20 protein-coding genes and 2 CRISPR repeat arrays are annotated in these 26,985 nt (G+C 39.0%); of the genes, 8 read left to right on the top strand and 12 right to left on the bottom strand.

The window, feature by feature from the left end:
- Positions 1-112 precede the first annotated feature (112 nt).
- The 5 genes from RS893_RS01030 (at position 113) to RS893_RS01010 (ending at position 5,579) form a co-directional block, all read left to right on the top strand.
- On the top strand, positions 113-2,119 hold the full coding sequence (locus tag RS893_RS01030) for an FHA domain-containing protein (protein ID WP_315789404.1): 2,007 nt from the start codon (positions 113-115) through the stop codon (positions 2,117-2,119).
- A 380-nt stretch (positions 2,120-2,499) separates the two neighbouring features.
- Entirely contained in the window at positions 2,500-3,234 is a 735-nt protein-coding gene (locus tag RS893_RS01025; RefSeq protein ID WP_315789403.1) for a GDSL-type esterase/lipase family protein, read from the top strand.
- A 53-nt stretch (positions 3,235-3,287) separates the two neighbouring features.
- Positions 3,288-3,722: a hypothetical protein gene (locus RS893_RS01020; RefSeq protein WP_315789402.1), complete on the top strand. Its 435-nt coding sequence runs from the start codon at positions 3,288-3,290 to the stop codon at positions 3,720-3,722.
- A gap of 361 nt (positions 3,723-4,083) precedes the next feature.
- Positions 4,084-4,677 (top strand): adenylyl-sulfate kinase, encoded by a 594-nt coding sequence (gene cysC, locus RS893_RS01015; protein WP_315789401.1) that lies wholly within the window; start codon positions 4,084-4,086, stop codon positions 4,675-4,677.
- Between the two features lie 239 nt (positions 4,678-4,916).
- Positions 4,917-5,579: a class I SAM-dependent methyltransferase gene (locus RS893_RS01010; protein WP_315789400.1), complete on the top strand. Its 663-nt coding sequence runs from the start codon at positions 4,917-4,919 to the stop codon at positions 5,577-5,579.
- A gap of 256 nt (positions 5,580-5,835) precedes the next feature.
- A CRISPR array of direct repeats spans positions 5,836-7,766; the repeat unit is 37 nt; unit sequence GTTGCAACTTTTATTAATCCCTATTAGGGATTGAAAC.
- 140 nt (positions 7,767-7,906) lie between these two features.
- On the opposite strand, the gene RS893_RS01005 is transcribed toward RS893_RS01010, so the two are convergent.
- The 8 genes from RS893_RS01005 to cas6 all read right to left on the bottom strand — a co-directional run bounded on the left by RS893_RS01005 (position 7,907) and on the right by cas6 (position 17,087).
- Complete coding sequence (locus RS893_RS01005; protein ID WP_315789399.1) at positions 7,907-8,140, bottom strand: hypothetical protein; 234 nt, start codon at positions 8,138-8,140, stop codon at positions 7,907-7,909.
- A gap of 106 nt (positions 8,141-8,246) precedes the next feature.
- Positions 8,247-11,335: direct repeats of the CRISPR family, unit length 37 nt; unit sequence GTTGCAACTTTTATTAATCCCTATTAGGGATTGAAAC.
- A 302-nt stretch (positions 11,336-11,637) separates the two neighbouring features.
- On the bottom strand, positions 11,638-12,213 hold the full coding sequence (locus RS893_RS01000) for an IS630 family transposase (RefSeq protein ID WP_315785248.1): 576 nt from the start codon (positions 12,211-12,213) through the stop codon (positions 11,638-11,640).
- Positions 12,204-12,710 carry a helix-turn-helix domain-containing protein gene (locus tag RS893_RS00995; protein WP_315785251.1) on the bottom strand — a complete coding sequence of 169 codons (507 nt, stop codon included), beginning with the start codon at positions 12,708-12,710 and terminating at the stop codon, positions 12,204-12,206. The genes RS893_RS01000 and RS893_RS00995 overlap by 10 nt, the downstream gene beginning before the upstream one ends.
- Positions 12,711-12,741: 31 nt before the next feature.
- Positions 12,742-13,650 (bottom strand): IS4 family transposase, encoded by a 909-nt coding sequence (locus tag RS893_RS00990; RefSeq protein ID WP_315789398.1) that lies wholly within the window; start codon positions 13,648-13,650, stop codon positions 12,742-12,744.
- 398 nt (positions 13,651-14,048) lie between these two features.
- Positions 14,049-14,321: a CRISPR-associated endonuclease Cas2 gene (cas2, locus tag RS893_RS00985; protein ID WP_315789397.1), complete on the bottom strand. Its 273-nt coding sequence runs from the start codon at positions 14,319-14,321 to the stop codon at positions 14,049-14,051.
- A 108-nt stretch (positions 14,322-14,429) separates the two neighbouring features.
- Positions 14,430-15,434 (bottom strand): type I-D CRISPR-associated endonuclease Cas1d, encoded by a 1,005-nt coding sequence (cas1d, locus tag RS893_RS00980; protein WP_315789396.1) that lies wholly within the window; start codon positions 15,432-15,434, stop codon positions 14,430-14,432.
- 127 nt (positions 15,435-15,561) lie between these two features.
- Positions 15,562-16,155: a CRISPR-associated protein Cas4 gene (gene cas4, locus RS893_RS00975; protein WP_315789395.1), complete on the bottom strand. Its 594-nt coding sequence runs from the start codon at positions 16,153-16,155 to the stop codon at positions 15,562-15,564.
- A gap of 74 nt (positions 16,156-16,229) precedes the next feature.
- A complete protein-coding gene (gene cas6 / locus RS893_RS00970) occupies positions 16,230-17,087 on the bottom strand; it encodes a CRISPR-associated endoribonuclease Cas6 (RefSeq protein WP_315789394.1) in 858 nt (285 codons plus the stop codon).
- A gap of 43 nt (positions 17,088-17,130) precedes the next feature.
- Here cas6 and RS893_RS00965 point away from each other — a divergent pair, with 43 nt between their 5' ends.
- The gene (locus RS893_RS00965; protein ID WP_315789393.1) at positions 17,131-17,535 is read left to right on the top strand and encodes a hypothetical protein; all 405 of its coding nucleotides are present in this window, start codon (positions 17,131-17,133) and stop codon (positions 17,533-17,535) included.
- Between the two features lie 7 nt (positions 17,536-17,542).
- On the opposite strand, the gene cas3 is transcribed toward RS893_RS00965, so the two are convergent.
- Genes cas3 through RS893_RS00945 form a run of 4 tightly spaced genes read right to left on the bottom strand, consistent with a single transcriptional unit; the run spans position 17,543 to position 24,305 of the window.
- On the bottom strand, positions 17,543-19,822 hold the full coding sequence (gene cas3, locus RS893_RS00960; protein WP_315789392.1) for a type I-D CRISPR-associated helicase Cas3': 2,280 nt from the start codon (positions 19,820-19,822) through the stop codon (positions 17,543-17,545).
- Between the two features lie 2 nt (positions 19,823-19,824).
- Positions 19,825-20,571 (bottom strand): type I-D CRISPR-associated protein Cas5/Csc1, encoded by a 747-nt coding sequence (cas5d, locus tag RS893_RS00955; RefSeq protein ID WP_315789391.1) that lies wholly within the window; start codon positions 20,569-20,571, stop codon positions 19,825-19,827.
- A gap of 3 nt (positions 20,572-20,574) precedes the next feature.
- A complete protein-coding gene (gene cas7d / locus RS893_RS00950) occupies positions 20,575-21,594 on the bottom strand; it encodes a type I-D CRISPR-associated protein Cas7/Csc2 (RefSeq protein ID WP_315789389.1) in 1,020 nt (339 codons plus the stop codon).
- Positions 21,595-21,611: 17 nt separating this feature from the next.
- Positions 21,612-24,305: a CRISPR-associated protein Csc3 gene (locus tag RS893_RS00945; RefSeq protein ID WP_315789388.1), complete on the bottom strand. Its 2,694-nt coding sequence runs from the start codon at positions 24,303-24,305 to the stop codon at positions 21,612-21,614.
- Between the two features lie 182 nt (positions 24,306-24,487).
- On the opposite strand from RS893_RS00945, the gene RS893_RS00940 reads away from it, so the two are divergent.
- Together RS893_RS00940 and infC are read left to right on the top strand one after the other, a co-directional pair.
- On the top strand, positions 24,488-25,351 hold the full coding sequence (locus tag RS893_RS00940) for a transcriptional regulator (RefSeq protein WP_102152232.1): 864 nt from the start codon (positions 24,488-24,490) through the stop codon (positions 25,349-25,351).
- A 695-nt stretch (positions 25,352-26,046) separates the two neighbouring features.
- A complete protein-coding gene (gene infC / locus RS893_RS00935; protein ID WP_009458803.1) occupies positions 26,047-26,580 on the top strand; it encodes a translation initiation factor IF-3 in 534 nt (177 codons plus the stop codon).
- Positions 26,581-26,985 lie beyond the last annotated feature (405 nt).

Raw genomic sequence — 26,985 nt, 5'->3', positions numbered from 1 at the left:
GGGGAGTGTGGGGAGAGAATGACTAATGACAATTGACCAATGACAAATGACTAATAACTAATAAAAACCATCACATAAGCTATATTTACTTACTTAATAAATAGAAATACTTATGAATAACGGTTCTTTAGAAATTCAATTACTCTGGCAAGACCCAGTTACAGGAGAACAACGAGAACCAAGGTTGAGAGTACCGATTGCCTTCGGTAGAGAATTTGCCCGGATGCCTGCCGAACTTAGGGGACAACCAGTAGCCCGGATGCTGTTAAATCATGACCAAGTTTCTCGCTTCCATGCCTTGATTGAGTGGGAACAAAACCAACTAGTGGTCACAGACCAAGGTAGCGTCAATGGTATCTACGTCAACGGTCAACGCCAAACACGGGCTGTAATCAATAGCGGTGATATTTTACAAATAGGTCCTTACGTCATTTCTGTAACCTTTGCTGCCTCTGTTCCAGCCAGTCCACCTATACCACCTAGTCCTCCTATTCCTTCCCCACCAGCCCCCAGTGGGAATTCTGTCATTATCTTCAACCCCAACACTAACCTTCCAGACCCTACTTTAGCTCCACAAGTAGTAACACCACTAGGTAGCAATTTCCCACCACCAATCTTTCAGCAGGAACTTGTCTCTGTTCAAGCACTTCATGCAACTGGTATGCCGGTAGATGAAACTTACTATTTAGCGATAGGAGCAGGATTAGGTAGTTTTATTTGGGTAGATTTACTAAGATTATGTGGTGTCAAAACTGACAAGATAGCGGCACTGGGTATAGATAAAGAACCTTATGCGCGTTATAAACTTCTGTGTTTGAATTCCCAAATTCCTCTACACGAAAGATTGCGTTCCAATTCTGACTCTTGTCCTGACAATATTTGGGGTTGGCCTAGCTATGCCTTGCGAGAAGCTTGGCATGACTTTGGCAAAGGCAGAATTGATCAGTCTATCAAACATCTATGGAAGGTTTTTGCTGAACCTACTTTTGCTGAAACTTATACACCCCGTGCAGGTAATGTGTTTAATTCTATAGACCGGGAGGCAAGACGTATTGGTTGGGACAAAATTTATCGGTTTGGACGAGTCTTGGCAATTCGCAAAACAGATGATGGCAGGTATTGTGTAGCCTATTCTCGTGGACGTGGGAACCATGCCTTTTATGTCAGCCGTTATTTACACTTAGCGACTGGTTATCCAGCGCTGCAATTTCTTCCTCATTTACAAGCTTATCGGGAAAGATACAAAGACTTTAGGTCGGTTGTAAATGCTTACGAAGACCACAACCATGTATACGAACTCCTTGAACGCCAGGGTGGTAAAGTCTTAATTCAAGGACGAGGAATTGTTGCTTCTCGAATTGTGCAACGCATATATGAGGCACGCAAGAGAAACCCGAATATTTCTATTTTACATTTAATGCGATCGCCAAAACCCCAAGGTAATAAATACGGTACTTCCCAGCGCATCGTCAAGCATCATATCGAATTGCAACCATTTAACTGGCCCAAAGCTTGTTGGGGTGGAGAATTACGAGAAACCCTAGAAAAAGCCAGCCCAGAGCAGCGTAAAGAATTAATATCTAACAAAGTATGGGGTGGAACCACAACTGCTGACCGCTTAGACTGGCAGTTGATCACAGAGATTGGGCTAAGAGAAGGCTGGTATAAAATTCAATTTGCTGTCGTCACTAGAGTTGAACAGGACGCTCAAAAACATCTCATTGCCTATATTCAAGACAAAGATTTTGGCGAAATTCAACTCCCTGCCGTTGATTTTATTATTGATGCTACTGGTCTTGATGCCAAAGTCAAAGAAAGCCCTTTACTCAAGGATTTAGTCGAACATTACCACTTACCACTCAATCCTATAGGACGTTTGGCTGTGGCTAATAACTTTGAGTTAGTAGAAATGCGTAACGCTCAAGGTAAAGTTTATGCCGCAGGAGCAATTACTTTTGGTGGTCCCTACGCAGCAGTTGACAGTTTCCTTGGCTTGCAATACGCCTGTCTACGTGCTGTAGATGGTCTGGCCACCGCCCGCGCCCCCGGTGTGCATAGTCTCAACCCCATTAGTTCTTTTGGGCAATGGTTAAAGTGGGTGTTTAATCAATCGCCTTAGTAGGGGATCGGGGATGGGGTAGACAAGGGAGACAAGGAGGACAAGGAAGACAAAGGAAATAAATAACTAATGACTAATAACCAATGACAAATGACCACCAACCAACCACTAACAATTGACCATTGACTATTGACCATTGACCATTACCAATTTCCGTATTTTCTTCTATGGTTTATGAATTTCTTGTAAAGACAGTCAGTAGTAGAATACTTGGTAGCTCAATTTTAAAGTTTAATTAATCCAATCTAGAGCGGCAAAACAATTGCTATTGTCTTGTGTAAAAACTGTGTGAAAAGAAGTCATTTACAGAAAATCAGATACTCTGAAATGGTGTAGAAATGTATAGAATTCTGTAAAGATATAAAATATAGTTTTTTCAAATGCAGTTATTTTTAACACCTTCTTCCATGCAGCTGTCTACTCGACCAACCAAAAGTCAACCTTTAAAGATTGTCGCACTGGGGGACAGTTTAGTATATGGATTCGGTGATCCAGAGGGAGGTGGCTGGGTTGAACGACTACGGCGACAGTGGATGTCACCTGACAGTGCTGGTCACATCATCTATAATTTAGGCGTACGGGGCGATCGCGTCCAACAAGTCGCCCAAAGACTAGAAGTAGAGTTTCGGCATCGCGGCGAACTACGCAATCAAGTTCCAGATTTAATCATTCTCTCAGTCGGTGTCAATGATTCAGCCCGCTTAGGTCGTCCGAATAGACGCAACTATACAGACTTTGACGCTTTTCAAGCACAAATAAATTCCCTACTAGAAATGGCCCAGCAACTATGTCCTGTATTATTTGTGGGCATGACACCAGTTGATGAGTCCAAAATGCCATTTCTCGACTGCCTGTATTACAATCATACCGATCAGTATCTCTACAAAGAAGCAACTCGCATTGCCTGTCTGCAAAGAGGAATTCCCTATCTTGACATTTTCCAGAAATGGATAGAACGTGGTGAACATTGGTGGTTAAAACGTCTCAGTCATGACGGTCTTCACCCTAATACATCAGGTTATCAAGCTTTATTGGCAGATGTCACTACTTGGGAAGCGATCGCAACTTTTCAAAATAAATCCTATTCTCCAGCCTCAAATCAAGATACTATTTGACAATCAGAGCAAAAATTTTCATTCTGAGTTTTTTAATTTTTAATTCTGTAAATATGACTCCTACCTTATTAGGCCGCTGGCAAACTCGATTATTATTATTAGTAACTGTAGGTTTATTCGTATCCATACCCTTTGTAATAGGTTTAATTGGTTTCCAACCTGGCGTCATTTATTTTTGGATAATTGCCTATGTCGCCATTTTTGGAATTTTTTGGGATATAGTGTATGACCAAATTCAAAAAAAACGTTGGGATAGAGACTGGCCCGCACTATATCAACTACTATCTGGTGTTTGGGAATTTATTTTTGTAGTTTGTGGTGTTAAGTTTATTGGTTTTTTACCAACACCTGTTCCGAAAAATGAATTACCATTATTCTTAATAATTTTGCATTACAGTATTGTTTGGTTAGCAGTTTTTATTGCTTCCCAATCAATTATGCGAATTTTATTTCCTCGGTGGCGTTTTAATGGAGGGCAATGGCTTTAATAGTCAGTTATCAGTCATCAGTTAACAGTTATCAGTTTTTCCTGAATCCTTATGATTTACAATCATAGGGATTTTCTTTTTATTTATTCTACAAATTTAAATCATCATTGCTTAGAAGTTAAATTATATCAAGTCCGGCTAATTGCTTACGATATAAAACTTGGGCATTAAGCATTGGAAAATCATTAGTATCTTAATTACCAATTACCCATTACCGATAATAGTTCAGCAAATATACCCTTGCAAGTATACTTAAACACACAATAAAATCTAGAAAAATTTTAGGATCATGTCAAATCGTTGCAGCTGAAGTGAATTAAAATTTAGCAAAAGTAATACTTTTTATCAAATCAAGCTTCTTATGAGACACGCAATTCCCAGTATCAAAAATTTAGTGCAAACATCTGAAGGTTTAGTAATTTGGCTAACAGGACTTAGTGCTTCTGGTAAAACTACAATTGCTCAAGGATTAGAACGCGAACTCAGAAAACGCAATCAATTAGTTGAAGTTTTAGATGGTGATGCAATTAGAAAAAACTTGTCTAAAGATTTGAGTTTTAGTAGAGAAGACCGTAACGTCAACGTCCGTCGTATTGGCTTTGTGGCAAATTTACTCAGCCGTAATGGAGTAATAGCAATTGTTGCTGCTATCAGTCCTTATCGCGATGCTAGAGAAGAACTGCGACAGACTACGAAAAATTTTGTAGAAGTTTATGTCAATGCACCTTTAGCAATTTGTGAAGCACGAGATATCAAAGGACTCTATGCTATGGCTAGAGTTGGAGAGATTAAAGCTTTTACAGGAGTTGATGACCCCTACGAAGAACCCCTCAATCCTGATATTATTTGCTATACCGCAGAAGAAACAATAGAAGATAGCCTTGCTAAGGTAATATTTTATCTGGAACAGCAAAATTATATTCCAGCTAAACCTCTATTGGAATACAGCATTTAGAAGATGCAGCGACGCGGAGATTAGGAGATAAGGGAAATATCTTTAAAGAATGTTTGTAGTTGCATTACTAACGTAACTACAAACAATGTGTAGCTTTGATTCAGAAAGTTAGTAGTTAATTGTTACAGAAGTTCAGTTTGGTAGCTTCCCTTCTATCTTATTTATGGGTATAGGTAAAATCAACTTATGCAGTTTTGCGATAAAAACAGAAAAGAAGATACAAAAAGCGATCGCACTTTATGAGCAATAAAACTCTTGGAATAGAAAAATCTCTTTATGATTACTTACTTTCAGTATCTTTGCGAGAGCCGGAAATTTTAACTCAGCTGCGTCAAGAAACAGCACAGCACTCTATGGCCATGATGCAAATTGCACCCGATCAAGGACAGTTTTTAGCATTGCTAGTTAAATTAATTGCAGCAAAAAAAACTTTAGATATAGGTGTATTTACTGGTTACAGTTCTTTAGTAGTTGCATTGGCTTTACCAGCAGACGGTAAAGTAGTAGCCTGTGATACTGATGAAGAATATACAGCTATCGCTCGTCGTTACTGGCAAAAAGCAGGTGTAGCAGATAAAATCAATTTGCACCTTGCCCCAGCCTTAGAAACTTTAGAAAAACTCATCGCAGCAGGAGAAACAGAAACCTTTGATTTTGCTTTTATTGATGCTGATAAAAGCAACTATGACAACTACTACGAACTAGCTTTGCAACTCGTGCGCCGAGGCGGACTGATTGCGATCGATAATGTACTATGGTCAGGTCGAGTTGCAGATCCTCAACAACAGGATAATCGAACTAATACAATTCGGGCATTTAATCAGAAACTACATCAAGATCAAAGAGTGACACTTAGCATGTTAGCGATCGCTGATGGTTTGACCTTAGCAATGAAAAATTAGAATTTTTGCGTCAACCTGTAGGTGTTTTGTATAGGAGGTAAAAATTACTGGCTGAAAGTCTTGTCAATTCTGCTTTTGAACCCTCTTTTATCTAAACAGAGGTTGACGCAAAGCCTGTAACACCTATAAATCAAGGCTTTGAGGTATATTTTGCCAAATCCATATTGACAGTTCAACAGATGAAAAGCTATATTGACTCCAGGTTGACGAAACTGAACCTTGAAAACCAAATACAGAAAGGCTTCTGTGTCGAGCCGTTGCAACTTTTATTAATCCCTATTAGGGATTGAAACCAAAGTTCCGGGTAACTTGCCAGCCTTCACCCCAATTGAGTTGCAACTTTTATTAATCCCTATTAGGGATTGAAACGAAGCGAACACCAACTCCTAGGAAACCAGGTGACCGTTGCAACTTTTATTAATCCCTATTAGGGATTGAAACAAGACGCAGATGCGGCTTGAACCCGAAGAGTTGACGTTGCAACTTTTATTAATCCCTATTAGGGATTGAAACGTGAAAGAGTTCCAAGGTCAGGGCGGCTGGTAACTTGTTGCAACTTTTATTAATCCCTATTAGGGATTGAAACTGCAAAAGAATCATGGAGCACCGGTAGAGCACCGGTTGCAACTTTTATTAATCCCTATTAGGGATTGAAACAGGAGTGGGCTGCTGATAGAGCCATTGACTGGCACGTTGATGTTGCAACTTTTATTAATCCCTATTAGGGATTGAAACAGAATCATGGAGCACCGGTAGAGCACCGATTTCAGTTGCAACTTTTATTAATCCCTATTAGGGATTGAAACAGGTTACCTGTTTTCCCCTGTCTATGACTACTCATGGTTGCAACTTTTATTAATCCCTATTAGGGATTGAAACTACGTAGTTCTAGTAGCGCCGCTTGTATATGGAACGTTGCAACTTTTATTAATCCCTATTAGGGATTGAAACCTCTGGCTACTCCTCCGGGGGGAGCTTTTGCAGGAACTACAGGAGTTGCAACTTTTATTAATCCCTATTAGGGATTGAAACACTTTCCCGTCTGGAAGTATAGAGAGTACTCTGGGTTGCAACTTTTATTAATCCCTATTAGGGATTGAAACTCTGTGGTATCCGGTAGAACGTTGGCGTACACCGTTGCAACTTTTATTAATCCCTATTAGGGATTGAAACAACTTAAACAGCTCCAACTCTGTACCGTAGTCCGGGTTGTTGCAACTTTTATTAATCCCTATTAGGGATTGAAACAAGGTGTTTGTTGCCTTTTTTGAAGGGTTGGGACAGTTGCAACTTTTATTAATCCCTATTAGGGATTGAAACAAGTCGAACTAGGTAGTCAGGAAAAGCAGACAAGCGTTGCAACTTTTATTAATCCCTATTAGGGATTGAAACTAGGTAACGGGTTAGCAACTGCCCTAGCTTTCACAGGCATAGTTGCAACTTTTATTAATCCCTATTAGGGATTGAAACATGTGTCACTATCACTTTGTTAAGTCAACTGAAACGTTGCAACTTTTATTAATCCCTATTAGGGATTGAAACATACTGGGCTAGTCGTGGTAACATTCGGGCTAAAGTTGCAACTTTTATTAATCCCTATTAGGGATTGAAACAACACGTGACAAAGAGTATGCCCGGAAAGTAAAGGTTGCAACTTTTATTAATCCCTATTAGGGATTGAAACATCCCTACGATACCACCCCATGCGGCAGTACCGTGTTGCAACTTTTATTAATCCCTATTAGGGATTGAAACATATAGGTAACTAGTTATACAAAATGAGTACATGTTGCAACTTTTATTAATCCCTATTAGGGATTGAAACCTGTAAGTCGTAGTACTGTGCCGTTTCAGCAGTAAGTTGCAACTTTTATTAATCCCTATTAGGGATTGAAACAGCCAGACTCCCTGTCTATCACTTTCTTCAGAAGTCGTTGCAACTTTTATTAATCCCTATTAGGGATTGAAACTCCATCCAGAAGGCGCTGGTTTTTCCTGTAGGGTTGTTGCAACTTTTATTAATCCCTATTAGGGATTGAAACGACCTGTACGATGCTACTTGGGAAGACATACGTAACGTTGCAACTTTTATTAATCCCTATTAGGGATTGAAACTGGGTGTTGAAGGTAGAGTGATGATGACTATCCACGTTGCAACTTTTATTAATCCCTATTAGGGATTGAAACCTTTTATGTCGTCATCAGTTAGCCCATCGTCTAAAACGGATACTGACTCAACTTCATCTCCGGATATCATCTGGACGGTAGCCACTATGTGGCCAAAGCAAGAGAGATAGCCACTTTGTGGCAGTCCTGCTACGTAGTAGCTACATACAAAGAAACATATCCCAGATAGTATCTTTCTGCCCTCGGTTCTTGTCGTCCCAAGGGTTACAGACAAAGGAGTCACCGTTACTTAAGACAACTTGTACTTCTTCAGCATCTGTATAGTCGTCGTCTTCTAGTCCATCATCCAGCACCGATACACTATCCACACCCACTGATACGTTGTGAGGGTTTCCGTGGATATCATATATCAAAACTTCTATAACTGGTAGCATGGTTACTTTTTACTTTCCTTAGTATCTTTCTTTAAGGATAACATATACTGGTAACTTTTGTCTATCTTATCATGTGCATCTTTAAGGTACGTGTTAACCTGCTCCATGTTGCAACTTTTATTAATCCCTATTAGGGATTGAAACTAGTCAACTAGCCTTCTTTATAGAGGAGACTAGTGTTGCAACTTTTATTAATCCCTATTAGGGATTGAAACATGGGTACAGGGAAGACCAGAGCAGTGGTGAAGCTTGTTGCAACTTTTATTAATCCCTATTAGGGATTGAAACTAGTACGGCTTGTTGCTCATCAAGTACCGTGATGCGTTGCAACTTTTATTAATCCCTATTAGGGATTGAAACAACAAAGGGGAGCTGATCGAGCTGTTCGTCGGGAGTTGCAACTTTTATTAATCCCTATTAGGGATTGAAACATCCCCACCCCACTCATCACTGCCGGAGTCAAGAGTTGCAACTTTTATTAATCCCTATTAGGGATTGAAACTAAATGGTTTGCAACACGACATTTTTAGATAACGAAGTTGCAACTTTTATTAATCCCTATTAGGGATTGAAACTTTTCTCCGCTTTGTTCATCAGTAGTGATGTATACATCAGTTGCAACTTTTATTAATCCCTATTAGGGATTGAAACTTGGGGTTACTCGGTATCTCCAATTTATCCAGACGTTGCAACTTTTATTAATCCCTATTAGGGATTGAAACAGGTACAAACGCAGATTTGACCCTACGAGTGATGTTGCAACTTTTATTAATCCCTATTAGGGATTGAAACGTAAAACGACTCCTCAATCCTATAAGATTGACCGCAGTTGCAACTTTTATTAATCCCTATTAGGGATTGAAACCGGATTTTCCCAACGTATACTACTGTTGTACCTGTTGCAACTTTTATTAATCCCTATTAGGGATTGAAACGGTGTGGCTGTAGCTGGATTCATGGCCCTGAAGGTTGCAACTTTTATTAATCCCTATTAGGGATTGAAACAACTTGCAGCAACGCATAAGGGCATACAGAACAGGGTTGCAACTTTTATTAATCCCTATTAGGGATTGAAACTGAATAAACTGAAGGTACCGTATAACCCCAGCTGATGGTTGCAACTTTTATTAATCCCTATTAGGGATTGAAACACGCCCTAGCTATTTCAAATTTCTCTCGGTAATTCGGTTGCAACTTTTATTAATCCCTATTAGGGATTGAAACGTATTTTCCCAGTTTGCAAAAATATCACAGTTCAATGAGAGGTTGCAACTTTTATTAATCCCTATTAGGGATTGAAACTAGATGAACACTTCTATAAGTGAAAACTTAATTAAGTTGCAACTTTTATTAATCCCTATTAGGGATTGAAACTTCGCTTCACTACGAGTTACACCCCATGCCTCTGGTTGCAACTTTTATTAATCCCTATTAGGGATTGAAACTTATTGGGGTATGATTCAGAGCATTACCTACCAACGTTGCAACTTTTATTAATCCCTATTAGGGATTGAAACCAACACCTGAGACTGACCTTGAAGTTAAGAACCGTTGCAACTTTTATTAATCCCTATTAGGGATTGAAACAAACAATTTATTACGAATGCATAGTTGATGTCATCGTTGCAACTTTTATTAATCCCTATTAGGGATTGAAACTAAAACCCCTGATTCAGACCAAATCTTTGTTAGCTTAAGAGGTTGCAACTTTTATTAATCCCTATTAGGGATTGAAACAGCAGTTTATTAGTGAAGATGAAGTAGTAAGAATGTTGCAACTTTTATTAATCCCTATTAGGGATTGAAACGGGGTAGGCAATGACGAAAAGCCTTTTGCGCTCGTGCGGTTGCAACTTTTATTAATCCCTATTAGGGATTGAAACTTCATCGCAAGCGATCGCACTATTTATCTTTTTTGTTGCAACTTTTATTAATCCCTATTAGGGATTGAAACTTGATGTCGATCAAGACTGGTGTATATGTGTGTGTTGCAACTTTTATTAATCCCTATTAGGGATTGAAACCATATGTGCAAATTGGGGATGAGGTAGAACCAGGTCAAGGTTGCAACTTTTATTAATCCCTATTAGGGATTGAAACACTTTAGTCAAAGTGATTTCGGATACTGTGTCGTACTTAGAGTTGCAACTTTTATTAATCCCTATTAGGGATTGAAACATCTTTAGCAAAGGTTAAACCTGAGGCAACCAGATGGTTGTTGCAACTTTTATTAATCCCTATTAGGGATTGAAACCTTTGCAGATATCACGCTCCAAGAACTACTTGACTGTTGCAACTTTTATTAATCCCTATTAGGGATTGAAACCCTTATCGTGCCGGTAGACGACCTGCGGCGGTACGTTGCAACTTTTATTAATCCCTATTAGGGATTGAAACAATGCTGCTTCTGGCTTAACAATTGAGGAGATACGTTGCAACTTTTATTAATCCCTATTAGGGATTGAAACTTGGAACCCCTATGCGATCGCTCTATGTATTATGTTGCAACTTTTATTAATCCCTATTAGGGATTGAAACAAAACCTCCAGCCTGGTAGCTTTGGGATGCTGGTTAAGTTGCAACTTTTATTAATCCCTATTAGGGATTGAAACCGGTTTTAACGCCTGACCGATTCCACAGGTTAAGTTGCAACTTTTATTAATCCCTATTAGGGATTGAAACCGTTCACGCAAAGATTTTCATTACAAAACCGCTCGTTGCAACTTTTATTAATCCCTATTAGGGATTGAAACAGCAAAGCTTTAACGGCAAAAAACCAAGCAAGGAAGAGGTTGCAACTTTTATTAATCCCTATTAGGGATTGAAACCTGATGTTCGTGGGGAAGCTGAGGGCTGGTGGAGAAAAGTTGCAACTTTTATTAATCCCTATTAGGGATTGAAACTTTTACGAATCGTGGCGTAGAACGGCTATAAACTGGGTTGCAACTTTTATTAATCCCTATTAGGGATTGAAACCGGTTGTGTTTCTACCTTCCCAATTTTTGTAAGGTTGCAAGTTGCAACTTTTATTAATCCCTATTAGGGATTGAAACAAATATTCCCAATACAAACTTGTCTGTAAAAGTCGTTGCAACTTTTATTAATCCCTATTAGGGATTGAAACAGCGTGATTGGAGATACCTCTGGCATTGCCATCGGTTGCAACTTTTATTAATCCCTATTAGGGATTGAAACGGTTGACAATTACTTCTTTCCCTCATCGTACCATGTTGCAACTTTTACAGCAGATTTCATCTGAGTGAGGTACTTCAAGGGGCGACAAGCGAGCTAAAGTGCTTGCTGTATAAGTTTCATAGCCCTTAAACCTCGCTGATAATATGCTTGCTTATTGCGAATGGAACTAACCAGTTCCTCGACCCATGCTTGACCAAAATGCCAAGCAACTATCCAATTTTGACCATATAAACCTATCCAAAAATTACTGTGTCGTTTAGAGGTTCTACTTTTTTCTTGTGTGCGACAAATATAATACCAATTCAAAAAATGTTTGCGACAGATAAGGCATTGAGGATGAAGTCATAACCAGTCAAAGAAGCAGCAATTTGAGGAGTGAGGAGAGCTAGGAGTTGAGCAACCTTGGTTTGCAGATGCTCCAGGTGATCAAATAGCTCCCATTTCAAGTCTTGCTTGAGATATTCCCAAACGCGCTCTATGGGATTCAGTTCAGGAGAATGAGCAGGCTGGAACAAAAGAACAATATTCTCTGGAATTTGTAAACGTTTAGCTTTATGAAATAAGCCGTTATCAACTTGGAGAATGTTAAGTGATTTGGGATAACAGGCAGCGAACTCGTTCAAAAATTGTTGGTAGCATTCGGTATCAACATGAGAAAACTGCCAAAATAAACTTTCCCCAGTAAGTGGTTCAACTGCTCCATATAGCCAGAACGCTTTAAATTGCCACTGCCAATCACCAATAGGCTTAACTCCGGGAAGAGTAATTTTACGTCCTTCAATGGTTTTGAGTCCAAATCGACTCTCATCTTGTACAAAATAACGAATATTTTCGTACTGGGGCAAGATAATGGCACTGTATTGAGCAATTAATTGCAAGTCATCACCGAGTTTTTTTTAAAAGACTCTAGTTTTTCTTCGTCCTGTTTTCGGTTACGCGGACGTGGGACTTTCAGCTTGGCTTTGAGCCTGTAACGTGCCAGATGATGTACAGTTGCGTACTCAGCTTGCACACCCAAGGTTTTTTCTAACCAATGTTGTATTTGTGTGTACCGTTGAAACCCACCTTCTGGTTGTTCGAGTTGTTTTTTCAAACTCGATACAGCCCAATCTGGTATTGCTCTTTTTCGACCTGAACTCGTTCCAAATTCAACAACCGCCTCAATTCCTCCTTCTCGATAATCTGCCAACCATCGATGTACTGTAGCTCGATGTTTTCCCAAGATTTTAGCAATCTCACTTACACTCATTTCTTGCCCTTTAATCAGATATAGGGCTTGTATACGTTCTTTGCTCCGAGACTGTTTTTGATGTCTGAGCAACTTCTCTAGTTCCTCGACACTATCAACTATCTCGATCTGTGTTACCCCTACCATCACATACCCTGAATGCTACTTCTGTCTATTTTTACCATCTGTCGCATTCTTTTTTCAAATTGGTATAAGATTCTTGTTTTTGAAATTTAGTTCTTTGTCCATATAACCAAGCACTCGTCATGGCCAAAGCAATTAAGAAAATTAAACGCACAAGTCTATCAGGGTTGGCTTTAGAGCCTTCAAGATTATAACCCCCTGTTTTGCAATCACCGAACATAGCTTCAATACCAAAACGCTGTTTGTAAATTTTGATAGCAGTTTCACAATCGGGTAGATTAGTTAGTAAATACCAAGGTGATGATTCTTGTTTATTTCGATATTTTCGCCTCCAATAGACTGCTAAATTAAATCTAGCAAATCCTCGTTTTTGAGTGATACTGACTCCAGAATAAAACTGTTGGATTCCCGGATAAACTTCAATACTCTTTAACGGCTGAAAGGAGCGTCTTTTTTGGCGAAAAGTGGTATCCTGTTTTTGGCGGAATACAAAGCCTACATTCTGTTTGTGCAGCCAATTTGCTAGTTCTATACTGTGAAATTCTCTATCCCCAATAATAACTAATTTGTATTTTTTTAGGAGTCGAATTACTGGACGTAATACTTTTTGCTGTTCAGTGAGATTACTGCTACCATCTTTTTCTAGTAAGCACCAATATATTGGCCACGCTCTTTTTTGGTAAATCACACTCACCATTAACACGTTATTTTCTTTCCATTGTGTTCTGTCCAGTGCGACAATCACTTGTGAGCCAGCTTTAGAAAGCCTACTAATTATTTCTTTAATGATGGGAAACCATAGCAACACTACACTCAAGGTATTCAGCTTTAGAAACCTTTGTAAATACCGTCTACGACTGTTTTGTTGTATAGGTAAAGGTAGTGTGGCTGCTAGTCTTTCTATTCTTACTTGCTTTTGATTTTGTAGTAACCACACCAACATCGAGAGCGTAATTAACTGTGATTTATTTAGATTCTTTTCTAGGAACTCTTGATAAAATGAGGGGAACATTATAGTGACGGTCTTGTTTAATGGACGAGACCGTTCTTTTTTACCATCAAACTGTCCCCCATAGATAAGTGCTTAATAGCTGCACAGTTCATTGTCAATAAGCTACATTTTTTTGAGAGTGTCTGTTACTTCAAACCCTTTACCTATAGTACTTTAGCGGGTATTGTCGCCCCCTGAAGTGAGGTACAGAAGAACCCCACCCACGCTTAGGGTTAGGGAGGGGTGTACTCCATCTAGATACAAAGCGCTGTATCTTACTTCTTAAGGAGATCATTTATCTTAGTGCCATTCAGTTTCTTCTCTCAAACACCTAATTATCAACGCAAACTCTAAGCAAAAAACACTGTAGTATCCATTGGCATTTCGCCGCCAATGCGCTCAATCTTACCCTGACAGCAAGCACAAAGAAAATAGAAGCGGATGCTGTCTTCATCGGCTTTAATGAATTTTGCTAGCCGCGCCCTCAGTTTAGCATACTGGGTTTCAGTTAGGTTGCACTCAAACACAGAATACTGCATCCACTGTCCATAAGACTTGAGAACTTTGTGGATTTTGGTACGACGTTTATCTTCTGGGATATCGTAACTGACAACAATAAACATGGGAGGTGGGGAGGTGGGGAGTGTGAGGGGTGTGAGGAGTAGTAAACCACTAACTACTAATGTACAGACGCGATTAATCGCGTCTCTACTAACTACTAACCAGATTTATTACTTCATTACCAATGGCGGATATTTTTCAATTTCGCCCATGAGGTATTTTGCAAGTAATCTTGCTTGTATTTCAAAAGATTCTTGATAAGTGTATTGCTTTTGCATGACAGGATGTTTAAACTTTGTTTGCTTCTTTTCTTGATATAGTCGTAAAAATTTATGTAAGCCTTCTTTAGTAAGAGAAACAGCATTACTGACTGGTTCGGTAATAAAGTCTGTAGGTACAAGAATGCGACGATTGATTGCTGCTAATACTACTGCATCGACAATTACAGGACGAAATTCTTCCATTAAATCTAGTGCTAAAGATGGTCTGCCATAACGCTCTGTATGTAAATATCCTAAATATGGATCGAAGCCAACAATATTAATTGCACCCTGCACATCATGACGTAATAATGCATAGCCCAAACTTAACAAAGAGTTGACTGGATCAGTGGGAGGACGACGGTTGCGAGTGTGGAATTGAAAATTCTCAACGCGAATAAGTTGATTAAAACAACTAAAATACGCGGCACTACCTGCACCTTCTAAACCCCGAATAGAATCAATAGATGTAGCTTGAGCGAGATTTGCGATCGCACTTTCTAACTGAGTGATACCAGCACTTAAATTCAGTTCTGTATATCGGCGTTGTGCTTGTAATAAACTTTGGCGATAGTTCTTTAACTTTCCTCTCACAAATCCTTTGCTAACATGAATCGCTTGTGTTGATTCTCCCATAGCTTTCCACTGGGCAGAACGTAAGAAAATATTCTTACTCATTTCTGGTTCTAAACGAGCAATATATTTACCCTTATTTGTCAAGAAAGTTAGAGGAATTTTGTAATTAACTAATTCAGCAATCGTAGCAGGAGAAATACTTGCTCTTCCCATAACTACCAAACCATCAATTTTGATTAAAGGCACATCTAAAATTGTTTTTTTCTCATATTTAACGTTAAGCCTTTCATCAACTTTACCGATAAAAGCATCTTCTTGTGTAATATATACTGTACCCATGATTGATTTTAAAATTATGTGAAGGAATTAGAGGCGGGGAGATGGGGGGCTAGGGGTCCCCACTTTGTGGGGTTGGGGGGCGATGGGGAGTGTGAGGAGTGTGAGGAGTAAACTACTAACTACTAACTTAAATATCTTCTTGATACCGCCTGACTTTTTCTGCTACTTGTGGTAAACATTGGTTGTAAAAACTGCATCCTTGGCAACGTTTGCTATAGGTTGCTGTTGGCATGATGCCAGTTTCTAGGAGATTTTGTACTGATTTAATTGTGGCGATCGCACTTTGTCTTAATTCCTCAGAAATCTCCACTAATTGACGCTGATGGGAATGGGCATAATAAATATATCCTGTGGTGACAGATTTTCCTGTCATCTCTTCTAAACACAACGCTTGGGCGCATACTTGTAACTCATCGTTATCCCATTCACCTTTAAGTCCTTGCTTATATTCTATGGGATACCATTCACTATTTTCTAATTCAATTAAGTCTGATTTTCCAATGAGTTGATATTTTTCGGATTTCAAATAAATTGCTCGAATTTGCCAAGTATCTTCCCGATTGCTATCACCCAAAGTATGTACACGTTCATGTAAACTTGTACCTTCAATTGTATATTGGTTATCAATAAATTCTTCTGCACAAAACATCCGCCAGCAGCGATGCGGACAATAAGCATATTGATTTAATGCCGCAATCGGAATATATTCTGTATTATTCATAAGTATTAGGGATTGAGAAACGTGGAACTCGTGGCCCTTTGGGGATTAGGGACGAAGGGACTAACTACTAACTACTAACCATTAATCCTACGTGTCATACCCATACCCATCGTTGTTTTTCGTCCAACTCCAGCATATAAAGCAAAGTCAGCTAAAGTGTTAATTTGCTTGATTTGGATGGGTTCAGCTTCTCCCAAAATCCGATAATTAACTTCTCCAACAATGCCAATAAATTTACTGCGAGAGTCTGCTAAGATTTCTGTATGAATGTTGACAAAACTGGGAAATATAGGATCAAGAAAAAGATTTGCAAACTCAATACCACTATATTTATTCCAGCGCCCTAGTAAAGAATTAAATACGCATTCTCTCGTCGGGAGAGTGGTATCATACTTTCCTTGGCGGAAGGCGGTGGGTGTGGTGAAGGTAAGGGAAATTGTGCGATCGCTCTCACTTGCTTGCTCATATAATTGCTTGTAAGTACAAGCATTAGCCCAAGGTTGAGTTGATTGGGGAGTACCGAGAATACTAGTAATGTACAAATCCGCAGAACCCAAGTGCCAACCATGTTCGGGATTAATATTCAGCCAAAGTGGGGTGAGTTGGCTAAAAAGAGTGTCGTCTAATAGGGAGATACGCCACCAACAGGGAGTACCTGGGGGAATGGGTTTATCTTGTTGCCATTGCAGAGTGTAATTTTTTTGGTTTACATATCCTCGCTTGCCACTACCATTGCCTGTATAACTTGACTTCACTTGTAAAGGGGAAAGAGTAAAAGCTTTGTCGGCGGTGGAGTCGTGGAGTAAGTCACCCAAACTTCTATCAACCGAACTCACAAGATTTAAAAACAGTGCGTGGTAATGTCTACCAGTCAGATAATTAGGATAGATGGGAGACTTGGGAATGAGATTCAGAACAAGACTGTGTGGCATGAGATGCTTCTAAATTGGAAAAAATCACTAAAGGGGAAGACAAATGATTATTGACAATTATGATGCAGCAGTTGCCTTGACAGAAAAATTGCAAGCAAGCTTACCAATTAAAGCACGGGCGGGAAAAGAGTTTCTAAAAACCTTAAAACAACGAGGAGAAGCAACTGATCCGGATCAAGAGTTTTTGATTGACTCCGTGAACTATTCCGGCGATATGGGTGGGATTATGTGCGCCTTAGCATCCAATACAGAAGAAAAAGAACGTTATGTCGTCTCCATTACTCATCTCATTATTGATCCTAATCATCCCCTTGCTGCTGAAGTGCAGAAATACCAACGCCAGCGTACTCGCAAACTAATGCCGGAACATCAAGAAGGTTTTAGTGCAGAGTTGCTGGCGCAAGCATCAGCGAAGAAAAGAAAACGTACTTCGGGTTTTGGGAAGTGATTAATTTCTAACCAGCGATAAACACTTCATCATCTGGGAGACGTAGCTGTTTAAATTTCATAGCCATTGTTAAGATTCCTGACAAGCCTGAAAAAAATCTATATTCTTTCTCCGCGTCATTGCAAATAATTGCTATTAGGTAAGAAGTAATTCCTTGCCTGTTTAACTGAAAAATTACAGAAGCGTTTGTTCTTGGGCAAATAATTACGCCTGGTAAAAGATGTTTGTTTAAAGCTTTTATTAGGGGCGTTGGGTGTATTGCCCCTCCAGCGCTACGGATAATTTGACAATTTTTGAAGGCTGTTAATTTGTTAAGTTGTGTACTAATAAACTCTTGCCAAGTATCATGATAACGTAGTCTAAAACTCAATTGATAGGTTTCAGTAGCACGGCTGGTTACTTCAATATAGTCACCATTTTGGGCAAATTCGTAATAGCGCAATAGATGAAAAGGATCTAATTGAGTTACTTCCGATTCATCTAGCACTAAACCATGAGGATCACAAATGGGAAGGCTTTCAAAAAGACTATAGCGAAAACTAAATAATGGGGCATAGCTTGTACTAAAAACTTCAGCAAATTCTTTTAAATGCGCTAGTGCTTCATCATCTTCTTTAAACAGGTCTTCGTACGCGTCTAAAGTTGTACGTCCAGCTTGTAAATCATCCCAATCTTCAGGGAATTTAGTTTTAATAAATGTTCGGACAAAAGCCTGGCCACCTTTGATGTATTTCCAGTCTTTTTTTAATTTTTCTAGAGACTCTTTAGCTATAGTTTCAGCACCCCGTAAAACTTTCATTCTGTGGCGATAGTATTCCCAAGTACGATTTCCTCCCAAAACTGATTTTAAAGTCTCAAACAGTTTAGAAATTAATTCAGCACCTCCTAGATTTTCAAAAACTTCTTCCAATTCCAGTAAAGGACGGGCAATTTCTAGAAATGCTTCTGAACGCCAGTAAGCTGTTAAAAAAGGCTTATCCAGACAGGGAAGTGTATCAAGTACATCTTTTAGTGCTGTACGTCCTCTAGTGGTATTAAGAGAAGTTAAGCCTTCTTCCCAAGCGTTAGCAGGTAAGTAAGCAATAGCCTCTGAGTCAACGTTAGTTTCAGTTTTACCTAAAACACGCCCTACTCTACCAATTCTCTGCCAAAATGCGGCGCGATCGCGTGCCGAAAAAATTAACCAGTCTAAATTTTGTCTTGTTGGTTCAGGATTTCTTTCAAAGTTAAATCCTACATCTACAGTGCTAGTAGCCAATATTATTTGACATTGCATAGCCTTTTGTCTATCTGGTTTGGGTGCAGGGCCTGTAATGCGTCCGATATAATCAGTAAGTCCTTGATTGTCCAAAACTTTTTTGAGAAGATTAATATTATCGAGAGAATCAAGAATTACCGCACCATTCTCATTTGGTCTTTCTCGCAAACGATGGACAACTTCTGTTGCTAACTCTGCTATCCACTCTTCCTTACTATCTGGTTGGGGTCTTAATTCCAAATTCACTGCTGTTTGTGATGGTAAAAGATTATTATTACCTGCTTCTCCATCAATTCTCGCTATCTTCACACCAGCCTGTTTCAAATTTTCCAATGCTAATTCACAAGCTGGTTCTGGTGTTGCTGTCAGCAACACTACCTTACGTCCATTTTGAAAAAAGCGAAAAACGTGAGAATAGGCAAGATAAAACAGCATTCCTACTAGCTGTTTAGCATCGTAGAGATGAAATTCATCAAAAATGACTGTAGAAAATTTGGTGTAAAAGCCAGCAGCAATATTACCTTTATCTAGCTTGTGATATGCAAAGAAAGTTGCATAATAGAAAATATCAGGATTTGTGACCAAGAGAATTGGTGTGTTTGCCCCCACATCATCAAAAACTGTTGTGGGATTTCGCAAAACATTATATAGTTTTTCTCCTGAACGTCTGCCGACTTTCTCGTTAGGCCAGCTTTTAACATCTTTAGCCGAAGCAGCTTTCACAACATGAGGTAAATTAGCATCCTGTACAAACTGTTTTGCTGCTTCTGTTTGTTGTTCAATTAAAGCATTAGTTGGAGCAATGTAAACAGCACTTTTATTCGGCTGATGTTTTAATACTGCTAATCCTGCTTTGGTTTTACCTGTGCCAGTTGGTGCTAAATCAAGGATAATATCTGCATCTTTTGATTGTTCAAATACATCTAGTTGATGTTGTAGTGCATTCTTGATAAATGGTATTTTATCTGTTGATGCACAAGCTGAAATACTACGAGGTTCCAACCTAATAACTAATTTTTGATTACTCATTGCTACTCTCTACCGCAAAAATGTAATCCTGCTGGTACAATCATTTCTCCAACCTGCCAAGCAGCACCTCGAAAACGCAGATTTTTAATGATAGGTGCAGGTGGAATAGAAATTAAATCGAAAGCTAATGTTTCTATTTGCTGTGGTAAATCAGCAGCATTTAGATAATATTGACTTTGATATTCACCTTCTGGTAGTGAAGTTACTGGTAATTCATTTAGTACATTCACTTTGACTTTACTCATGAATTTACCAATGCGAATATAAGCAGGTAATTGATGATTTCCAAATACTAAAGTTTGGAATTTATTACCGCGTTCAATCATTCGCAATCTTCCAGTTTGGGGAAAATTACTTGGTCTGAAAGAATTTGGTTTTTTCCCTTGACGTTGTAATGGTAAATCTTCTCTTGCTGTCGCTACCCGGTTATTAGTCATTGCATACCAATAAGCATCAGAAAGAGCATTGAAACGTTCAAATCTAAATGTCACTCTGCCAATGGGTGAAGCTGGTAAAATATAAAAATCCTGTGCTATTGGTTGTAAATCTTCTTTGTAGGTTGGTCGTCCTGTAGCCTGCCCTTGGAGGCGATAGGGGGAATTTACTTTACCTAAAGCATAGGTAAGAGCATAATTCCCAATTACCCCCTCAGTGTAATAGGTATCAGACAACTCCCTAGAGGCAAAAAAGACTGGTTCAAGACAGTATAATTCAACAAGTTTTGCCTGCTGAAAAGGAATTGTTGACATAATCTAACTCTCTACTTCAACTGGTGTATTTTTGCCTTTACCTTTAGCTTTTTTCTTCTCCGCCGCTACCTGACGGAAAGGTTCATAAGATTGGCTTAAACATTTGAGGAAATTATCACGTTCTGCTTCTGACCAATGAGTTTCTACATCAGCAATTAAATCTGCTATTTCTGCTTCAGATAAATGCACAGATACGCCTCTCTTGTTTTGCCAATTGGTAATGACTTGTTTGCTGGCTGTAATTAATTGGTTAGTATTTAAAGGGTGTTCTAAGGGTTTGCCTAAAACATCATACGTAGCTTGTACAAGTTCCAAAGAACTAGGAAGTTCTGTAATACTGCCAAATATGCCTAATATTTGGTTTTCCATGCGTCCCACACGGCTGGACACTGCACCGTAACGACTGGTGAACAGAATATTTCCGATGATGTATCGTAGTTCATCAGATGTGACATCTTTTAAGGTGACAACATCTAGAAAATGCACACCTGGTTTGATATATTCGCTAGTATTTAAAGCGGTCGAAGCGTTACCTTTTTCATCGCGCATTGTGCCATTTTCATAGATGGCGTTAATTGTGCGATCGCCTACAACATCGGTAGCAGGTAAAATACTAAAAGCGTCCTCAGTCCAAATGCGGCTTTTTTGTGCGCCACCTCCACCAGCAGCGAAACCGTAGAGAAAACAGTCTACACACATTTCGCAAGGTGAATTAGTATTTAACGAACAAAGAGAACCATCTTTAATATTGGTGTATAAAAGCTCATGCGCTCTTAAATGTTCTCTTCCGTAACGTCTTTCTGGTGCAATTTGTTTACGTTTAGTCATTACCAAACGTTGAATAATATTGTCATTATTAACACCAGCTTGCACAAACTCACTACACATTGGTTCACCAGAACCTTCTGTGCGAAAGATAGTTTCAGAATGAGTTGTTCGTAAAACTACTAAGGTAATAAAACGCCCTTTTGGGAAGTTTTCATAAGTAGCTGCGAGAACTGATGAAAGCTTTTGAATGGACATAACAAACTCCTAATTAATTACACTGTTGTAGTTGTTTCAGTTGAATTATCTTCCGTTTGGCTTTTAAGCTGCTTACGCGCTTCTTCAAGGAAAAATAAATAAGCAGCTTCTAAAGTTTTTTGGTCAGATAATAACTTTTCAGGACGTGCTGAATAAATTTCCTCATATAGCTTTCGCAAAATATCGTAATAACGCTTGACTTGCTCTAGTTTTGTTGCACCTACCCCGTGTTCACGAATACGGTCTAAGCGGGTATGATATTGCTGTATTAAAGCCGCAAAAATAATCTCTAAATCTAAATGAGATTTTTGAGAACGAATTGCAGAAATAAAAGCTGTAAAAGGTTCTGTTTGAGCAGTTCTTTTAAAAGAACTACCCCAGATTTTTCCTTCTGCTGCAATTTGAGCAGCTTCTTTGAGATACTTAGTTAATAAAGAACTTTCATTTGGCATAAGGCTCTCCAATAAAGTATTTAATGGCTCACAAATCCGATTCCAAATAACGCTTAAGTTTGGTTCATCTTGTTCTCGTAAAATCCAACGTAGCAATACAAAATAAAGTTCAATTGGTCTAACACAAGCGCGAGCCAAATCATATAAACAATCATCGGCTTTTTGAATACTCACGACAGATGTTGCTAGTTTGCCAATGCAGCGCAGTCTCTCTAGAATTTTTTCTGCATCTTCACTCTGCTGATACTGTCCACTTCCGAATAAAGGTTGTAGTGCAGCAGGTATTCCCTCTACTCGTCCATAAACATCATCAAATAACTCAACTTCTAAGTTGCTACTAAGAGTAAAAGGAAAGCCAATATCTAAAGACAAAGATATTTCTAAACCTAGTCTCAGTGATTTTAGTAAAGCTAAAGAAGCATTAACATCCCCCCAAACTAAAGGAATAATAACTGTTGTATGTACAAACTCTGAACGTTTAGGTAACGCTGCACCAACTACTTTATTAGCTTTAAATTCAAGCTTGTTATCTCGATATAACTGAAGTTCATCAACAGTGACAGTACCACCGTCACCATTTGTTGCAGCAATTTGTCGCAGAAGTTCACGCCAAATTCTTAATAATTCCGGTGCGGAACCTTTAGGTAATGCTAAGTGTAAATAAAGTGGGTCTCGTTTTTTAACAGCCGGAAAATTTGCACCAACTGCTATCAATTGATAAGCTAAAGCTGCAATTGAATCTGCTTGTCTTTTAGGTTCTGCACTAATCCCCCCTGGTAAGCGGTTAGAAAAAGCTTGTACTTTTGTACCAGGAGGCATATTATCTGAAATTAGCTCATCTATATCAGTAGATGTAGAACCTAAAGAGCATCTTTGTTTAGGATTAGCTTCTACATAAGCATTTAAATCATTGACTCCATTTAACTGAATAGTGAAAGGTAAATTTACTATTCTGTTAACGGCTGCAACCATTTCCTCAGATACTTCTACTTCTTCGGAGGTTTGTGTACTTTCTTTTCTTAATTGGAAAGATTCTTTGAGAGCTTCTTTAATACCCTCAATCCCATTAACAGCAGCCTTAGCAGCAAATAAAGGTCGTCCATACTGACTGTTAAATGGCTCAATTGCTATACGTTGCTGTTCTGAAATCCCTGTATGATGAGCGATTTTATCCCAAACTTCTTTAGGGCTTAATCCAGCCTCACGGTAGCTGAGATAAACTGCTTTTAGTCCTTCAGATACAGCAAATTCTTCTGCATTACTTACAGGTATTAAATCAAGTTCAGATGCTTTTTGTAGTGCATCTGCACCAGCCGCATCACCCCACTTAGTTACATCTTTAGCAATCTTGTCTGATTTGTAACTAGCTTTTTTCTTTTCTAAAAGAGCCTCTATATTTACTAAAACTTCATCAATATTTTGTTGGATAGCTTGTTGAGTAACCTTAATACCATCCTTTGTAGGTCTAACAAGTCTTTCAATGTTATTCCCAAAAACTTGGTCAATTTTACTTTGCCAAACAGCAGCTATCTCTTTTGTCAAATCTGCATTTGGTAAAACTTCACCTTCAAATAATGCCCCATCAGGAAAGATAGCTAAACAATGTAAGCCATATTTTTGTAAAACTTCTTCGCAAGCACCCAGCAATAGGGCTGTTATATAACCTTTATCCTCAGAAAGGCTCACTCTCAACAGGTTACAGCTTCGCCCAAAAGCAACAGTTAATTCTGTTTCCAGTTTGCGAAAACGTTTTTCATCTGGAATTCCCAAATCAAACAAGTCAGCAGCTGTAAGCATCGCCGCCCAACGTTCAATATCTGGATCTTCTGGTAGAAATCTTGCTCCGTCGCTGACGTTGTGACCTGAATGACGTTCAATTAGCTTTCTAACTAACTCTAAATCATCTTCTGTTACCACAAAGCTAAGTACACAAGCCTTTTCTAGCTGTTCTCTTAAAAAGTCTTGATTTCTAGCTAAGGTTTTGACATTGCGCCCTTGAGTATCTAATTTATTGAGGTCATGAACAGCTGTTGCAGCTAGTAACAAAGGTCTTTTATCTTCAGATACTGCTGCTCTATGACTGACTGTTAAAATGAATTGACACGCAGAGTCAAGATGTTCTGCAAGGGTTGTCCCTTTCCTTACCCCATACTGATGATGATGTGCATGATTTTCGTATAGCTGGGGACGAATTTCGCTAAAATAACGCTCCTCCAGGCTTTTGGGAGGGCGATTTAAAAGCCTATTGCGCTTAATCATATACAGTTATTTCAATCCAAAATCGAGTCTATGTTACCAAGCAAACTTTTGAAATGAGTGTTTATACTGACACAGCCTTACAACTTCAGGCTATGTCACTGCACTTTTTTGCAGCAAGGCTATTTATAATTACATTTATGAATATGACACAAATAATTTAAAAGTGCAAGTACATTTTGTAAATGCCGAGAAAAAAAGAAACAATTACACTGTCAATTCCGCCTGGAACCAAGGAGCAATTAGAAGCGATCGCTCGCAATCTCAATATATATTGGGGCAAAGACCCCAGTATTTCTGGCTTAATAGTGGCGATCGCTCAACAATCTGTAGAAGTCGGAAAGCCTTTTACCCTAGACTCAAACCAAGTTAATGCCTTGCAGCAAGCTATCAAAGCCCTCAGTGATGCAGGTCGTATTGGCGAAGCTCAAACTGTAATTACACTTTTACTAGAACGAGGAAATTTAGATGCTGCAATCCGCCAATCTTTACTCAAACAAGCAAGTAAACTCGTACAAGCATGGCGACGTCAAATAGATGAATATAGGCAAAATCAACAGCCTTTTTACCTACTCTATGAAAATTCTCAAGGACAAGAACTACAGTATACAGTACGTTATGCAGAACCACGCTTCTTTGATAAACGCTTTTATTTAATGATTTGGTGTGAAGAAACAGAAGATGTAGAAAATTTGATTCCTGATTTGCCAGAACTTTGGCACAACCGCAGTTTAATCTTTGATAAAATCCGCTCAATTGTACCCGCAAGCGGCGAATGGCGAGAGGGATTAGACTATCTCAAAGTGTACTTACAATTTCGAGGGTGGATGGTAAAGTCTTATCAACGTAGGGAAGATGACTTAGAAGACGAAATAATTGGAGATGTACGTCAAGTAGTGCGAAGGGTTGTCAACGAGTTTTGGCTAATTCGAGAAGTTGCACGTTATTGGGACGAATGCGTAATCATCTCACCTGAACCCATACGTGATCGCTTAAAGCAAAAACTCCTTAGCCTCTGCATTTTATACGATATTGAAATCAGGAGCTAGATTTTTTAAAACCACTATATTGAGTCAAGGCTTGTGCGATCGCTCGTCCGTGAAAAACTCCAAACCCTGTGTCAGCGCTATGATTTGAACCTTAATTCCTAAGAATACAAGCGTAGAACAGTTATCAGTTTTTAACTGTTAACTGTTAACTGTTCACTGATTTCAGGGTGTAGGGTTTTTATTCCCCTTTACTCTTGCCCTTGCTTATCAAGGATTTTTCGCTGAAACCTCAGTAATAATACTGGAAATTACTACTCTAAAATTGTTTTCATTAACTCAAATCTATGATTCTCTGCTCAGTTCAAGACTACCTATGCCATTCTTCTGTTCTTTGCGTTCTTTGCGGTTCGTTATATACTTTCTGGACAAAAAGAGAATTATAAATTCTGAACCCTTAGATTTGGCATTTGTATCATTACCAAATATACTGAAACATTAAGGTGTCAATAATATGACAAACAAATGCTACAATAGTTAACAAATGCTGCGGATGTGTAATTTAGGTTAACTATTGGATAGAAATTCTCTCAGAATGAGTAGAATGACAGAACAGTTACAATTACTCAAGGGCTATCCTATGGATTAGCTACCCTAGATATAGACCATTATTTTAGTCCTCAGATATTTTTAATGTTCCTGAGGTAGATTACACAATACCAAACTCAATTCTTAACAAAGAGCTGCCACAAATCATAATGCCAGTGACTGAGAAAAAAAGAACTCGCGATTTGCCCCAAATTAATGAGAGAATTCGCTTTCCGAAAATTCGGGTCATCGATACCGATGGAGCCCAGTTGGGGATTCTGTCCCCACAGGAAGCGCTGCAACTAGCCGAGGAAAAAGAGCTAGACCTAGTGCTGCTCAGTGACAAGGCCGATCCGCCGGTTTGCCGGATTATGGATTATGGGAAGTACAAATTTGAGCAGGAGAAGAAAGCGCGGGAAGCCAGGAAGAAGCAGCACACAGCTGATGTGAAAGAAGTGAAAATGCGCTACAAGATAGAAGAACACGATTACAACGTCCGTGTTAAGCAAGCAGAACGTTTTCTCAAAGATGGCGATAAAGTGAAAGCCACCGTCATGTTCCGGGGTCGAGAAATACAACACAGCGATCTGGCAGAAGATTTGCTAAAACGGATGGCAACCGATTTAGAAGCAGTTGCAGAGGTGCAGCAAGCACCCAAAAAAGAAGGACGAAACATGATGATGCTTCTTTCTCCGAAGAAATAATTTAATTTTGTTGTTTGGTGTTTGTTGTTTGATGTTTGTAATCAGTCAACAACCAACAAGCAACAACTAACAAATTCACATAAATATTGATAGTCCTGAGTTCTGAGTGGGAAAAATAATACTCGGTTACTCAGGACTTTTGCTATGTACTCACTTTGAGGTTCAAGGGCAAAGGGAAAGGGTTTTTTAATTAACTCTTACCCCTACCCTACGGCAAAGCCTTACGGCGCATGGGCAGTCGTTTACGCGTCTACACCTTTTCCCGATTTTTGCAATAAGTCTAATACTGGTCATGCAGAACTGAGTAACTAAGGTTTTGTGTTGTGTGTTGTCTGGTGTTTGGAATACCAACAATCAACAACCAACCCTTCGGGTTCGCCAGTCCCCCATCGTGACGGGAACCGC

It is taken from the genome of Fischerella sp. JS2 (genome assembly GCF_032393985.1).
Taxonomy (GTDB): Bacteria; Cyanobacteriota; Cyanobacteriia; order Cyanobacteriales; family Nostocaceae; genus Fischerella.
Note: the sequence above shows the minus strand (reverse complement) of the source record. Positions and strands in the feature narration are given on the sequence as shown.

Coding starts and splice junctions, on each gene's coding strand:
- RS893_RS01030 (WP_315789404.1), top strand. CDS start 113: ATGAATAACGGTTCTTTAGAAATTCAATTACTCTGGCAAGACCCAGTT.
- RS893_RS01025 (WP_315789403.1), top strand. CDS start 2,500: ATGCAGTTATTTTTAACACCTTCTTCCATGCAGCTGTCTACTCGACCA.
- RS893_RS01020 (WP_315789402.1), top strand. CDS start 3,288: ATGACTCCTACCTTATTAGGCCGCTGGCAAACTCGATTATTATTATTA.
- cysC (WP_315789401.1), top strand. CDS start 4,084: ATGAGACACGCAATTCCCAGTATCAAAAATTTAGTGCAAACATCTGAA.
- RS893_RS01010 (WP_315789400.1), top strand. CDS start 4,917: ATGAGCAATAAAACTCTTGGAATAGAAAAATCTCTTTATGATTACTTA.
- RS893_RS01005 (WP_315789399.1), bottom strand. CDS start 8,140: ATGCTACCAGTTATAGAAGTTTTGATATATGATATCCACGGAAACCCT.
- RS893_RS00995 (WP_315785251.1), bottom strand. CDS start 12,710: ATGGTAGGGGTAACACAGATCGAGATAGTTGATAGTGTCGAGGAACTA.
- RS893_RS00990 (WP_315789398.1), bottom strand. CDS start 13,650: ATGTTGGTGTGGTTACTACAAAATCAAAAGCAAGTAAGAATAGAAAGA.
- cas2 (WP_315789397.1), bottom strand. CDS start 14,321: ATGTTTATTGTTGTCAGTTACGATATCCCAGAAGATAAACGTCGTACC.
- cas1d (WP_315789396.1), bottom strand. CDS start 15,434: ATGGGTACAGTATATATTACACAAGAAGATGCTTTTATCGGTAAAGTT.
- cas4 (WP_315789395.1), bottom strand. CDS start 16,155: ATGAATAATACAGAATATATTCCGATTGCGGCATTAAATCAATATGCT.
- cas6 (WP_315789394.1), bottom strand. CDS start 17,087: ATGCCACACAGTCTTGTTCTGAATCTCATTCCCAAGTCTCCCATCTAT.
- RS893_RS00965 (WP_315789393.1), top strand. CDS start 17,131: ATGATTATTGACAATTATGATGCAGCAGTTGCCTTGACAGAAAAATTG.
- cas3 (WP_315789392.1), bottom strand. CDS start 19,822: ATGAGTAATCAAAAATTAGTTATTAGGTTGGAACCTCGTAGTATTTCA.
- cas5d (WP_315789391.1), bottom strand. CDS start 20,571: ATGTCAACAATTCCTTTTCAGCAGGCAAAACTTGTTGAATTATACTGT.
- cas7d (WP_315789389.1), bottom strand. CDS start 21,594: ATGTCCATTCAAAAGCTTTCATCAGTTCTCGCAGCTACTTATGAAAAC.
- RS893_RS00945 (WP_315789388.1), bottom strand. CDS start 24,305: ATGATTAAGCGCAATAGGCTTTTAAATCGCCCTCCCAAAAGCCTGGAG.
- RS893_RS00940 (WP_102152232.1), top strand. CDS start 24,488: ATGCCGAGAAAAAAAGAAACAATTACACTGTCAATTCCGCCTGGAACC.
- infC (WP_009458803.1), top strand. CDS start 26,047: ATGCCAGTGACTGAGAAAAAAAGAACTCGCGATTTGCCCCAAATTAAT.